This window comes from Aquihabitans sp. McL0605 (genome assembly GCF_049993875.1).
Lineage (GTDB): Bacteria > Actinomycetota > Acidimicrobiia > Acidimicrobiales > Iamiaceae > Aquihabitans.
In genome coordinates this window covers 4,559,486-4,571,419 of record NZ_CP188252.1, presented here as the reverse complement: position 1 = coordinate 4,571,419, position 11,934 = coordinate 4,559,486, and the positions used below count along the sequence as shown (strand labels likewise).

The 11,934-nt window shown below is 72.0% G+C and carries 13 protein-coding genes; 9 read left to right on the top strand and 4 right to left on the bottom strand.

What is annotated here, in order from left to right:
* Window positions 1–26: 26 nt before the first annotated feature.
* The 6 genes from ACPPVX_RS21215 (at window position 27) to ACPPVX_RS21190 (ending at window position 4,962) form a co-directional block, all read left to right on the top strand.
* On the top strand, window positions 27–356 hold the full coding sequence (locus ACPPVX_RS21215; protein ID WP_426572571.1) for a hypothetical protein: 330 nt from the start codon (window positions 27–29) through the stop codon (window positions 354–356).
* Window positions 353–1,153: an inositol monophosphatase family protein gene (locus ACPPVX_RS21210; RefSeq protein ID WP_426572570.1), complete on the top strand. Its 801-nt coding sequence runs from the start codon at window positions 353–355 to the stop codon at window positions 1,151–1,153. Before ACPPVX_RS21215 ends, ACPPVX_RS21210 begins: the two co-directional genes overlap by 4 nt.
* A gap of 85 nt (window positions 1,154–1,238) precedes the next feature.
* Complete coding sequence (locus ACPPVX_RS21205) at window positions 1,239–2,123, top strand: carboxylesterase family protein (RefSeq protein ID WP_426572569.1); 885 nt, start codon at window positions 1,239–1,241, stop codon at window positions 2,121–2,123.
* A 78-nt stretch (window positions 2,124–2,201) separates the two neighbouring features.
* Complete coding sequence (locus ACPPVX_RS21200) at window positions 2,202–2,882, top strand: response regulator (RefSeq protein WP_426572568.1); 681 nt, start codon at window positions 2,202–2,204, stop codon at window positions 2,880–2,882.
* A gap of 5 nt (window positions 2,883–2,887) precedes the next feature.
* Window positions 2,888–4,384: an ATP-binding protein gene (locus tag ACPPVX_RS21195; protein WP_426572567.1), complete on the top strand. Its 1,497-nt coding sequence runs from the start codon at window positions 2,888–2,890 to the stop codon at window positions 4,382–4,384.
* Window positions 4,381–4,962: a GerMN domain-containing protein gene (locus ACPPVX_RS21190; protein ID WP_426572566.1), complete on the top strand. Its 582-nt coding sequence runs from the start codon at window positions 4,381–4,383 to the stop codon at window positions 4,960–4,962. The genes ACPPVX_RS21195 and ACPPVX_RS21190 overlap by 4 nt, the downstream gene beginning before the upstream one ends.
* A 10-nt stretch (window positions 4,963–4,972) precedes the next feature.
* Here the strand turns inward: ACPPVX_RS21190 and ACPPVX_RS21185 are convergent, their stop codons facing one another.
* The gene (locus ACPPVX_RS21185) at window positions 4,973–6,031 is read right to left on the bottom strand and encodes an ATP-dependent 6-phosphofructokinase (protein WP_426572565.1); all 1,059 of its coding nucleotides are present in this window, start codon (window positions 6,029–6,031) and stop codon (window positions 4,973–4,975) included.
* A gap of 61 nt (window positions 6,032–6,092) precedes the next feature.
* Here ACPPVX_RS21185 and glpK point away from each other — a divergent pair, with 61 nt between their 5' ends.
* Window positions 6,093–7,604 (top strand): glycerol kinase GlpK, encoded by a 1,512-nt coding sequence (glpK, locus tag ACPPVX_RS21180; RefSeq protein WP_426572564.1) that lies wholly within the window; start codon window positions 6,093–6,095, stop codon window positions 7,602–7,604.
* 29 nt (window positions 7,605–7,633) lie between these two features.
* Here the strand turns inward: glpK and ACPPVX_RS21175 are convergent, their stop codons facing one another.
* The gene (locus ACPPVX_RS21175; RefSeq protein WP_426572563.1) at window positions 7,634–8,290 is read right to left on the bottom strand and encodes an ACT domain-containing protein; all 657 of its coding nucleotides are present in this window, start codon (window positions 8,288–8,290) and stop codon (window positions 7,634–7,636) included.
* Window positions 8,291–8,393: 103 nt separating this feature from the next.
* On the opposite strand from ACPPVX_RS21175, the gene ACPPVX_RS21170 reads away from it, so the two are divergent.
* Window positions 8,394–9,002 (top strand): TetR/AcrR family transcriptional regulator, encoded by a 609-nt coding sequence (locus ACPPVX_RS21170; RefSeq protein WP_426572562.1) that lies wholly within the window; start codon window positions 8,394–8,396, stop codon window positions 9,000–9,002.
* A 62-nt stretch (window positions 9,003–9,064) separates the two neighbouring features.
* On the opposite strand, the gene ACPPVX_RS21165 is transcribed toward ACPPVX_RS21170, so the two are convergent.
* Together ACPPVX_RS21165 and ACPPVX_RS21160 are read right to left on the bottom strand one after the other, a co-directional pair.
* Complete coding sequence (locus ACPPVX_RS21165; protein ID WP_426572561.1) at window positions 9,065–10,063, bottom strand: LLM class flavin-dependent oxidoreductase; 999 nt, start codon at window positions 10,061–10,063, stop codon at window positions 9,065–9,067.
* A 60-nt stretch (window positions 10,064–10,123) separates the two neighbouring features.
* Window positions 10,124–11,299 (bottom strand): aminotransferase class I/II-fold pyridoxal phosphate-dependent enzyme, encoded by a 1,176-nt coding sequence (locus tag ACPPVX_RS21160; protein WP_426572560.1) that lies wholly within the window; start codon window positions 11,297–11,299, stop codon window positions 10,124–10,126.
* Between the two features lie 113 nt (window positions 11,300–11,412).
* Here ACPPVX_RS21160 and ACPPVX_RS21155 point away from each other — a divergent pair, with 113 nt between their 5' ends.
* The gene (locus tag ACPPVX_RS21155) at window positions 11,413–11,919 is read left to right on the top strand and encodes an inorganic diphosphatase (RefSeq protein WP_426572559.1); all 507 of its coding nucleotides are present in this window, start codon (window positions 11,413–11,415) and stop codon (window positions 11,917–11,919) included.
* The last annotated feature ends 15 nt before the right edge of the window (window positions 11,920–11,934 follow it).

Here is an 11,934-nt window from a genome sequence, read left to right as displayed (position 1 = left end):
GACCTACCGATCGGTAGCTTGGACCCATGACCGATCCTGCCCCCTCGGGCGGCGGAGCACGCCTCGATTCCGCCCTGCCCTCCCAAGGAGCCCGCTTCCTCGCGCTCGCCGCCATCGTGGTCGCGGGCGTGTGCGGCGGCCTGATCGGGTGGAAGGTCGCCGACCTCCAGATCGCCGGCGACAGCCAGCTCATCCCCGGGCTCATCGGGCTGCTGGGCGCGGCGTTCGCCGCCGGCGGCGTGGCCGTCGTGGCCGTGCTGGTGCTGCGGGCCATGGGCGAGTGGAACACCATCGTCGAGACCGGCGACCCTGCTGCCGCCCGCAAGGCGCAGCTCGAGGCCAAGCGGAAGTCGTGACCGTCGACCCCGCGGCGCTGCTGGCGCTGGCGGAACCGATCGCCCGCGAGGTGGCCGACCGGCTCCGCACCTCGCTCGACGGCGCCGGGCCCGCCATCACCTCCAAGAGCACGCCCACCGACCTCGTGACCGAGCTCGACACCTGGGCCGAGGGCCACATCACCGAGCGCCTCCTCGCGGCCCGGCCCGACGATGCGGTCCAGGGCGAGGAGGGTGCCGACATCGCCGGAACCAGCGGCATCATGTGGTCGATCGACCCCATCGACGGCACGGTCAACTTCGTCCACGGCATCCCGGGCTTCTGCGTGTCCATCGCCGCGCTCGTCGACGGCGCGGCGGTGGCCGGCGTGGTCGCCTCGCCGCTGCACGACGAGGTGTTCACCGCCACGCTCGGCGGCGGCGCCTTCCGGAACGGCGCGCCGATCCGCTGCGCCGAGCCGGCATCGGTGGCGCGCTCGGTCGTGGCCACCGGGTTCGGGTACGACCCCGCCCGCCGCACCCGCCAGGCCGAGGTGGTCACCCGGGTCATCTCCCAGATCGCCGACGTGCGCCGGTTCGGGGCCGCCGCCGTCGACCTCTGCTGGGTGGCCTGCGGACGCGTCGACGCCTACTGGGAGGTGGGCCTCAACCCCTGGGACCACGCCGCCGGCGCGCTGATCGCACGCGAGGCCGGCGCCACGGTGACCGGGCTGACCGCCGACGAGGTCCCCAGCGAGCGCTTCACGCTGGCCGCCCCGGCCGTCATCTGGTCCGAGCTGGCCGGGGTGCTGGCCGCGGCCGGCGCCGCCGACGTCTGACCCGGCGCCGGGCACTCGGGCGCCGCGGGTTGACGCAGACCGCCGCGGCCGCCACAGTGCACGCCACTCGGATCTAGGGGAGCACATGCGCCGACGCCACCTTCGCCCACGTCTCATCGCGGCCGCCGCGGCCACCTGCGTGCTGCTGGCCGGCTGCCAGCAGCTCCACACCCAGGTGCCCAAGGGCGCGGGCACGCTGCGGTACCGCGACGCGGTGTTCAGCCAGGTCGACGTCAGCAAGGACGTGACCTACGGCCACGCGGCCGACCTCACCGGCAAGGACGTGTCCCTCGAGCTCGACGTGTACCAGCCCCACGGCGATGCGGTGACGGCTCGTCCCGCCATCGTCTGGGTGCACGGCGGGTCGTTCAAGACCGGCGAGAAGACGTCACCCGAGATCGTCGACGAGGCCACCACCTTCGCCAAGAAGGGCTACCTCAACGTGTCGATCGAGTACCGGCTCTCGGGCGGCTGCGCCCCGTTCACCAGCCAGTGCCTCGACGGCATCGCCATGGCGTACCACGACGCCCAGGCGGCCATCCGCTTCCTCCGCGCCAACGCCTCCACCTACGGCGTCGACACCGACCGGATCGCCGTGGCCGGCACCTCGGCCGGGGCGATCACGGCCTACAACGTGGCCTTCGGCTCCAAGTCGGTCGGCCACAGCGGCAACCCCGGCTACTCCTCGAAGGTGGCGGCCGCCGTCTCGCTGTCGGGCGCGTCCATCGGCACCAGCCCGAGCGCCGGCGATCCGCCCACGCTCGACTTCCACGGCTCCGCCGACCCGATCGTGCCGCTGACGTGGCTGACCTCCACGCTCACCAAGGCCCGCACGGTGCACCTGGTGGCCGAGCAGGTGCTGTGGGACGGCGACGGCCACGTCCCCTACGGCAAGCACCGCACCGAGATCCTCGACGACACCCGCAACTTCCTCTACGCCACCATGGACCTCGCGCACGCCGCCAGGTAGCCGTCACCAGGTCGGTCGCGGCGGTGTCGCGGCGACGCGCCGCGTCCGATCAGGTCCGCTCCCCTACGATCGTCAGCCGTGGGCACCCGGATCTTGAGCGTTGAGGATGATGAGCGGATCCGCACGGCGGTGCGCCTGGCCCTGGAAGACGAGGGCTGGACGGTCGACGAGGCGGAGAACGGCGAGGAGGCGCTGGTGAAGTTCGCCCAGTCGCCCACCGACGTCGTGCTCATCGACATCATGCTCCCCGACATCGACGGCTTCGAGGTGTGCCGCGCCATCCGGCGCCAGTCCGACGTGCCGATCGTCATGGTCACGGCACGAGACGACACCCACGACGTGGTCGCCGGGCTCGAGGCCGGGGCCGACGACTACCTCACCAAGCCGTTCGCCCCGAAGGAGCTCTCGGCCCGCATCCGCGCCCTGCTGCGCCGGGCCCGCACCGCCGACCCCGCGAGCCCGCACCTCCGCTTCGGCGACCTCGAGGTCATCCCCGACCAGGGCGTCGTGCGCCGCGGCGGCCGTGAGGTGCACCTCACCAAGACCGAGTTCAAGCTCCTCGTGGAGCTGGCGTCGTCGCCCGGCAAGGTGTTCAGCCGCGAGACCCTGCTCGACAAGGTGTGGGGCTACGACTACTTCGCGGACGGCCGCCTCGTCGACGTCCACGTGCGCCGCCTGCGCACCAAGGTCGAGGCCGATCCGGCCAACCCGCGCCACGTCGTGACCGTGCGCGGCCTGGGCTACAAGCTCCAGACCTGAGGACCGTGGCCCTCCCCTCCGATCCGGTGGCCGACGACGGCGAGCCCGATCGCCACCGTTGGTACCAGGGCATCCGGCCGCCCCGGCTCGGGCTGCGCGCCCGCATCACGCTGGCGTTCACCCTCGGCGCCGCCCTGCTGTCCACCCTGCTGGCCGGCACGACGTGGGCCCTCACGCGCGAGAACATCCTCGACCAGCGCGAGAGCGCGGTCACCCGCCAGGCGTTCCGGAACTCCGCGGTCGTCCAGTCGCAGCTGGCCACCGGGCAGGAGGACACCGACCTGCGCGTGATCCTCAACTCGCTCGACAACGAGACGCCGTCGCGGGCCGTCGTCCGCGACGCCTACGGGCGCTGGACCAACCAGAGCACGGCGTTCGACGAGGCCGCCATCCCCGACTCCCTCCTCCAGATGGCCGAGGAGGGCACCCCGTCGCGCATGCGGGTGGCCATCGACGGCGAGCCCGAGCTGCTGATCGGGATCCCGCTCCCCAGCGTCGACGGCCTCTACTTCGAGTTCGTGCCCCTCACCGATGCCGAGAGCACCCTCGAGTCGCTCTCCACGTCGCTCTTCGGCGCCGCCCTGGTCACCACGCTCGCCGGCGCCGCCGTGGGGTGGTGGGCGAGCCGCCGCACGCTCCGCCCGCTGGCCGACGTGTCCATGGCCGCCGAGGCCATCGCGGGCGGCCACCTCGAGACGCGCCTCGGTGCCGCCGACGACCCCGACCTCGGCGTGCTGGTCGCCTCGTTCAACCACATGGCCACCGTGCTTGAGGAGCGCATCGAGCAGGACAACCGGTTCGCGTCCGACGTCAGCCACGAGCTGCGCTCCCCGCTCATGACCCTCTCGGCATCGATCGAGGTCCTGTCATCGCGGCGCGAGGAGATGCCCGACGCCTCGGCCCAGGCCGCCGTCGACCTGATGGTCGCCGACGTCGCCCGCTTCAAGCAGCTGGTCGAGGACCTGCTCGAGATCTCCCGGTTCGACGCCGGTGCCGCCCGCCTCGACCTCAGCGAGATCCGGCCCGGGGAGCTGGCCACCCAGTCGGTGGCCTGGTCCCCCACCCCCGACGTGCCGATCGAGCTCGACGCCGATCTGGCGGGAGAGTTCATCCGCGCCGACAAGCGCCGCCTGGTGCGCGTCATCGCCAACCTCCTCGACAACGCCCGCAAGTACGGCGGTGGCGCCACGCGGGTGGAGGTGCGGCGCATCCCCACCGGCATCCAGTTCGCCGTCGAGGACGGCGGGGCCGGCGTGCCCGAGGACGAGCGCGACCTCATCTTCGACCGCTTCTCCCGCGGTGCCGGCTCCAACCGGCGCGCCGGCAGCGAGGGCGTGGGCCTCGGCCTGTCGCTCGTCGCCGAGCACGTGGCCCTCCACAAGGGCAAGGTCTGGGTCGAGGACCGCCCCGACGGTGAGAGCGGCGCCCGCTTCGTCGTCGAGCTCCCGGTCGCCTGGGACGAGGAGCGAGCGCACGCCGACGAGGACCTGGACCTGGCATGAGCACCTCCCCCACCTCCCCCCGCCGCGCCCTGGTGGCCGCCGCCGCCGGCGCCCTCGCCGTGGCGGCCCTGGCGTCGTGCGGCGTCCCCATCGACGGATCGCCACGGGCCATCAACCAGACCACGGTGACGAGCGATGTCAGCACGCCCACCACGATCCCCCGCACCGGGGCCCAGGAGGTGTCGGTCTACTTCCTCAACGGCGAGCGCCTCGAGCGGCAGGGGATCCCCGTCGAGGGCGACCCCACCATCGGCAAGGCGCTCGACCACGTCCTCCAGGCGCCGGTCGACGGCGGCGACAGCGACCTCCGCACCGCGGTCCCGCCGCGCACGCAGCTGCGCAACGTCGACGTCACCGACGGCGTCGCCACCATCGACCTGACCGGCGAGATCAACGACATCAGCGGCCCGGCGCAGAAGGAGGCCTTCGCCCAGATCGTGTTCACCGCCTTGTCGTTCGACTCGATCCAGAAGGTCCGGTTCCTCATCGACGGCGAGGTCGTCGACGCGCCCACCGACGACGGCAACCTGGCGCTGATCTCCGCCGAGAACTACGACAAGCCCCTCAACCCCCGGTAGCCAGCCCGAGCTACGAGGGCGGGAGCGGCGTGCGGGGGTGCTGCGGCTCGAACAGCGCCGCGGTCCGGAGCAGGTCGGGCTCGACCATCTTGAGGTGGCCGACCCCCTCGGCCACCGGCACGCGCACGATGGCGCCGTGCTGCAGCGCCACCATCGAGCCGAACGCCCCATCGGCCACGGCGTCGACCGCTGCCACCCCGAAGCGGGTGCCGAGCACCCGGTCGAACGCCACCGGCGTGCCGCCGCGCTGGACGTGGCCGAGGATCGTGGTGCGGGTCTCGATGCCGGTGAGCATCTCGAGCTCTCCCGCCACCACGTTGGCGATCCCGCCCAGCCGCTGGTGGCCGTAGGCGTCGACCGGCGGCTCCTTGAGCGTGAGCGTGCCGGGCTTGGGCAGCGCCCCCTCGGCCACGACCACGATGGTGGCCCAGCTGCCCTGGCGGTGCCGGGCCGTGATGCGGCTGGCGACGTCGTCGAGGTCGAAGGGCTCCTCGGGCACGAGCGTGACCGCGGCGCCGCCGGCGATGCCCGACCACACGGCGATGTGGCCGACGTGGCGGCCCATGACCTCGACCACGAGGACCCGGTCGTGGCTCTCGGCCGTGGTGTGCAGCCGATCGATGGAGTACGTGCAGATCTCCACGGCGGTCTGGAAGCCAAAGGTCATCTCGGTGCTGGCGATGTCGTTGTCGATGGTCTTGGGCACGCCCACCACCGGCACCCCGTCGTTGTGCAGGTCGTTGGTGACGCCCATCGTGCCGTCGCCACCGACGGCCACGATGGCGTCGAGCTGGTGCCGGGCCAGGGCCTCCTCGACCTGCTGGACCCCATCGGGCTGCGTGTACGGCTGGTCGCGCGAGGTGCCGAGGATGGTGCCGCCGCGCGGGAGGATGCCCCGGCAGCGGTCGATCGTGAGCGGCTCCCACGTGTCGTTCAGCACGCCGCGCCAACCGTCGCGGAACCCGACGACCTCGCCGCCGTACTCCACGTCGACCGTGCGGACCGCGGCCCGCAGCACCGCGTTGAGCCCGGGACAGTCGCCCCCACCCGTCAGGATCCCGATCCGCATGGGCGGAGCCTACTGACGCCCCGGCGGTCCCCGATCCGCCTCGGCGGTAGCGTGCGCCGCCATGGCTGTCGTGATCGCCCTCGACGCAGGCACCACCGGTGTCCGCGCCTTCGCCGTCGACCAGTCGGGCCGTGCCGTCGGGTTCCGGTACCGCGAGTTCACCCAGCACTTCCCGCAGCCGGGCTGGGTCGAGCACGATGCCATGGAGATCTGGCACGCCATCGTCGGCACCGCCGCCGAGCTGATCTCGTCGCTCCAGGAGCCCGTCGCCGCCATCGGGATCACCGACCAGCGCGAGACCATCGTCGCCTGGGACCGCCGCACCGGGCTCCCGCGCCACCGCGCCATCGTCTGGCAGGACCGGCGCACCGCCGCCCGCTGCGACCAGCTCGCCGCCGACGGTCACCTCCCGCTCGTCCGCAGCACCACCGGTCTGGTGCTCGATCCGTACTTCTCGGCGTCGAAGGTCGAGTGGCTGCTCACCGAGGGCGGGGTCGAGGCCGACGAGAACCTGGCGATCGGCACCATCGACTCGTGGCTGCTCTGGAACCTCACCGGCGGCCAGGTCCACGCCACCGAGCCCTCCAACGCCAGCCGCACGATGCTGCTCGACATCCGCACGCTCACGTGGTCGCCGGAGCTGTGCGACCTGTTCGGCGTGCCCGCCCACGTGCTGCCGGAGGTGCGCCCGTCGAGCGGCCGCTTCGGCGTCACGCACGAGCGGTCGGGCCTGCCGCCGGGCATCCCGATCAGCGGGATCGCCGGCGACCAGCAGGCGGCCCTCTTCGGCCAGGCCTGCTTCGAGCCCGGTGACACCAAGAACACCTACGGCACCGGCTCGTTCGTGCTGATGAACGTGGGCGGGACCTGCCCCGAGCCGGTCGAGGGCCTCCTCACCACGGTGGCGTGGAGCATCCCCGACGACGGCTCCCGGGGAGGGCACGGCGGCACCCGCACCGACTACGCCTTCGAAGGCGCCATCTTCTCCACCGGCTCGGCCATCCAGTGGCTGCGCGACGGGCTCGGCATCATCGCCAGCGCCAAGGAGGCCGGACCGCTCGCGGCGTCGGTCGAGACCACCGACGACGTCTACTTCGTCCCCGCCTTCACCGGCCTCGGCAGTCCGTGGTGGGACCCGTACGCCCGCGGCACCCTCGTCGGCGTCACCCGCGGCACCACCCGGGCCCACCTCGTCCGAGCCGTGATCGAGGCGATGACCTTCCAGACGCGCGACGTGATCGACTCGATGGTCGCCCACTCCGGCCACGCGGTGAACGGGCTGCGGGCCGACGGCGGCGCCGCGGTGATGGACCTGCTGCTCCAGCTCCAGGCCGACCAGCTCGGCGTGCCCGTGCGCCGGCCCCGCGTGCAGGAGACCACCGCCCTCGGTGCCGCCTACCTGGCCGGGCTGGCCGAGGGCGTCTGGGCGTCCACCGACGACATCTCGGCCAACTGGGCCCTCGACGCCGAGTTCACCCCCAAGGCCGACCGCACCGACGCCGACCGCACCCACCGCCGCTGGCTCCAAGCCGTCGAGCACAGCCGCGGCTGGGCCCAGACTCCCCCGGAGTAGCCGCGAGCGAAGCGAGTGACGAGACGGCGTCAGCCCTCGAGCTCGGCCCAGCGCAGGGAGATGATGGTGGCGAGGGCGTCGAGCTCGAGGCGCTCTCGGGTCCGCCAGGCGATCTTGTCGCGACCGGCCACCACGGCCAGGTCGACGGCCGGCATCATCGACCAGATCACGTCGTTGCCGCCCTGGTCGGCGCCGCGCCCCGAGCCCTGCAGCTGGGCCGCGGTGCTGGAGCCGTGGACGAAGGCGACGAGCCAGCTCTCGCTGGGCGCCCGATCGCCGGCGATGAGCGTGGTCGACGCCTTGAGGTCGACCACGGCCACCCACGCGGCCGACAGGGACAGCGGGGCGACGTCTCGGGCCACCTCGAGCAGCGCGCCTCGGTCGGACGCCTCGATGAGCTTGCCGGCGGTCTCGAGCGTGGCCCGCCGGGGATCGTGGCCGTCGGGGCCGACCGAGCGCACCTCCTCCACCTGCACGCCGTCGACCTGGCGCACCTCGCTCACGAGCAGGTCGACCAGCGTGGCGTCGGGCAGCTGGACGACGAGCTCATCGACCGCCTGGCCCTCGCCGGTCTCCAGGATCTCGATGCCGACGACATCGCCCTTGACCGCGCCGATCCTGCTGGCCACCGCACCCAGGGCACCGGGACGATCCGGCAACCAGACCCGCAGCACGTAGCTCTCCATGGGCGCGACCCTAGGCGTCGGATGTGAACGGACTGTTTCTTCACCGAGGCGGTCGGGCCCCCTACTTGACCGGGTGGTCAAGTGCCCGTACCGTGCGCGCCCGATGGACCGACGGCTGACCCAACGAGGCGAGGAACGTCGGCGCCAGCTGATGGAGTACGCCACTGCCCGCTTCGCCGAGAACGGGTTCCACCCCACCTCGGTCGCCGAGATCACCGAGGGCCTGGGCGTGGGCAAGGGCGTCTTCTACTGGTACTTCGACTCCAAGGAGGAGCTGCTGCGCGCCATCCTCGCCGACGCCCAGCACGACCTCCGCCGGCGCCAGCGGGCCGCGGTGTCGAAGGCGGACTCGCCGTCCGACCGCATCGAGAACGGCATCCGCGCCTCGATGGCGTGGTCGATCCAGCACCCCGACTACTTCCGCCTGGTGCAGTTCGCCGCCACCGACGACCGCTTCAGCGCCGGCATGCGCAAGGGCGAGCAGGTGGCCGTCAAGGACGCGGCCAAGGTCCTGTCCGAGGCCATGGATGCCGGCGAGATCGCTCGGGGCGACGCCGCGCTGCTGTCCCACGCGCTGCTCGGCGTCCACACCCACCTCGTGCACCTCGTCCACCGCGGCGTGCTCGAGCCCACCGACGAGGTCATCGACACCGCGGTGAACTTCTGCCTCCACGGCCTCCTCGGCCGGCCCGAGGTCGCCGCCGACGCCTGAGCGCCGGTGCGGGGGGCTACCGGTCCCCCTCCCACCGATCCCGGCGGTGCCGGATCCCTGGGTCAGGCCGGGACCAGATCGGCCACGTCGGCCAGCAGCTCCAGCGACCGGAGCCGGGCCTCGATGTCGGGCGACGACGGGGCCACCATCAGCTCGTCGGCATCGGCGTGCACGGCGAACGACGCCAGGAACTCCTGCGCCTCGTCGGGGGTGCCCACCGCCGTGTAGCGCATCATCTCGGCGATCTGGTGGCCCTGGGGCGACGCCAGGATCTCGTCGGCCTGCTCGTCGGTGACGGTGATCCCCTTCTGCACGAACATGCGCACCCGCGACCGGCGGACGGCCAGCAGCTGGGCCTGGGCGTCGTCCGCGGTGTCGGACACGATGGCGTTGACCCCGGCGATGACGTAGGGCTCGGCCAGCTGCTCCGACGGCTGGAACTCGTGGCGGTAGGTGCCCACCGCCTGGCGCAGCGCCTGAGGCGAGAAGTGGGAGGCGAACGCGTACGGCAGCCCGAAGGCGGCCGCCAGCTTGGCGCCGAACAAGGACGACCCGAGGATGTAGATCGGCACGTTGGTGCCCTTGCCGGGGGTGGCATCGACCCCCGGGATCACCGAGGCGCCCGTCAGGTAGCCCTGGAGCTCCTGCACGTCCTGCGGGAAGCGGTCGGACGACGTGTGGTCGCGCCGCATCGCCCGCAGGGTGCTCTGATCGCTGCCCGGCGCCCGGCCGAGGCCGAGGTCGATGCGGCCGGGGTGGAGCTCCTCGAGCGTGCCGAACTGCTCGGCGATCGTGAGGGGCGAGTGGTTCGGCAACATGATGCCCCCGGCGCCGAGCCGGATGGTCTCGGTGTGCGCGGCCACGTGGGCGATGAGGACGCTGGTGGCCGAGGATCCGATCTGCGCCATGTTGTGGTGCTCGGCGTACCAGACCCGCCGGTACCCGCGGCGCTCGGCCAGCCGGGCCACGGCGACGCTGTTGGCGAACGCGTCCCGTGCGGTCTGGCCCTTGCCGATCAGGGCGAGGTCGAGGATGGACAGGGCGGGGGGCGTAGCAGGCACGTCTGGGTCCAACCGCTGAGCGCCCTCGCCTATTTCGCGGGCGGCCCGCGTCGGCGCCGCTCAGCCGAGCTTGGTGAGCGCCTTGCGCATGCCGCGGACGGCCTGCTGGATGCGCTGCTCGTTCTCGATCAGGGCGAACCGGACGTGGCCGTCGCCGCCCGGGCCGAAGCCGACGCCCGGCGACACGGCCACCTGCGCCTCGCGGACCAGCATCGACGCGAACTCGATGGAGCCCAGCTCCCGGTACGGCTCGGGGATCGGGGCCCAGGCGAACATGGTGGCCTGCGGCGGGGTCATCTCCCAGCCGATCCGGTTCAGGCCCTCGCAGAGCGCATCGCGACGGGCCTGGTAGATCGGCAGGACCTCTCGGGGGTGGTCCGGATCCTCGTTCAGCGTGACCGTGGCCGCGATCTGGATGGGCTGGAACGTGCCGTAGTCGAGGTAGCTCTTGAGCTTGGTGAGAGCGGCGACGATCTCCGGGTTGCCCACCATGAACGCCACCCGCCAGCCGGCCATCGAGAACGACTTCGTCATCGAGTACAGCTCGACAGCGCACTCCTTGGCGCCCTCGGCCTGGAGGATCGACGGCGGCTCGTAGCCATCGAACCCGAGCTCGGCGTAGGCGTTGTCGTGGACGACGACCACGTTCTTCTCGCGGGCGAAGTCGACCACGCGCTGGAAGAAGTCGACGTCGACGCACGCCGTGGTGGGGTTGTGCGGGAACGACAGCACGATCACCCGGGGCTTGGGCCACGAGTACTCGTACGCCTCCATCAGGTTCTCGAAGAAGTCGATGTCGGTCCCGATCGGGATCTCGCGCACGTCGGCGCCGGCGAGGTGCGGGCCCCAGATGTGGATCGGGTAGCTGGGCGACGGCACCAGGGCGGCGTCGCCGGGCTGGAGCAGCACCCACATCAGGTGGCTGAAGCCCTCCTTGGCCCCGATGGTGGAGATGATCTCCTTGTCGGGGTCGAGCGTGACGCCGAAGCGGCGCAGGTACAGGTCGGCGACGGCCTCGCGCAGCTTCGGGATGCCCCGGCTCGAGGAGTAGCGGTGGTTGCGGGAGTTGTGGGCGGCCTCGGACAGCTTCTCGACGGCGATGGCCGGCGACGGCAGGTCGGGGTTGCCGAAGCCCAGATCGACCACGTCGACCCCCGCCCGCCGAGCCTCGACCTTCAGCCCATCGATGATGGTGAAGACGTACGGCGGCAGGTTGGTGATCCGGCGAAACTCCATCCGTTCACGTTAAGCCGTGGCACCTGCACCGGCCCACATGCGTTCTGGCCTGGGGTTCCGTCCGCGGCAACCCGGCTCGGGGAGGGCTGCGGGCCACCTGGCATGCTGGGCGGATGGCCGAACACACCGACTACGTCCCGATCGTGGTGGAGATCCCCCGGGGCAGCCGCAACAAGTACGAGATCGACCACAAGACCGGGGAGATCTGGCTCGACCGCCGCCTGTTCTCGGCCACCGTCTACCCCGCCGACTACGGCTACGTGGAGCACACGCTCGGCGAGGACGGCGACCCGCTCGACGCCCTCGTCATCATGGAGGAGCCCACCTTCCCCGGCTGCCGCGTGCGCGCCCGCCCCGTCGGCGTGTTCTGGATGGACGACGACGCCGGTCCCGACGCCAAGATCATCTGCGTCCCCTACGGCGACCCCCGCTGGGACCACGTCCAAGACATCGACCAGCTCCCGATGTTCCTCACCGACGAGATCGAGCACTTCTTCGAGGTCTACAAGCAGCTCGAGCCCGGGAAGTTCGCCAACACCAAGGGCTTCGAGGGCCGCGACCAGGCCGAGGCCGAGATCGCCGAGAGCCTCGCCCGCGCCAAGGGCACCGACTTCGAGTAGGCCAGCCGCGAGCAG

Bases quoted from the DNA above. Each gene is read 5' to 3' on its own strand.
- ACPPVX_RS21215 (WP_426572571.1), top strand. From the start codon at position 27: ATGACCGATCCTGCCCCCTCGGGCGGCGGAGCACGCCTCGATTCCGCC.
- ACPPVX_RS21205 (WP_426572569.1), top strand. From the start codon at position 1,239: ATGCGCCGACGCCACCTTCGCCCACGTCTCATCGCGGCCGCCGCGGCC.
- ACPPVX_RS21190 (WP_426572566.1), top strand. From the start codon at position 4,381: ATGAGCACCTCCCCCACCTCCCCCCGCCGCGCCCTGGTGGCCGCCGCC.
- ACPPVX_RS21185 (WP_426572565.1), bottom strand. From the start codon at position 6,031: ATGCGGATCGGGATCCTGACGGGTGGGGGCGACTGTCCCGGGCTCAAC.
- glpK (WP_426572564.1), top strand. From the start codon at position 6,093: ATGGCTGTCGTGATCGCCCTCGACGCAGGCACCACCGGTGTCCGCGCC.
- ACPPVX_RS21175 (WP_426572563.1), bottom strand. From the start codon at position 8,290: ATGGAGAGCTACGTGCTGCGGGTCTGGTTGCCGGATCGTCCCGGTGCC.
- ACPPVX_RS21170 (WP_426572562.1), top strand. From the start codon at position 8,394: ATGGACCGACGGCTGACCCAACGAGGCGAGGAACGTCGGCGCCAGCTG.
- ACPPVX_RS21160 (WP_426572560.1), bottom strand. From the start codon at position 11,299: ATGGAGTTTCGCCGGATCACCAACCTGCCGCCGTACGTCTTCACCATC.
- ACPPVX_RS21155 (WP_426572559.1), top strand. From the start codon at position 11,413: ATGGCCGAACACACCGACTACGTCCCGATCGTGGTGGAGATCCCCCGG.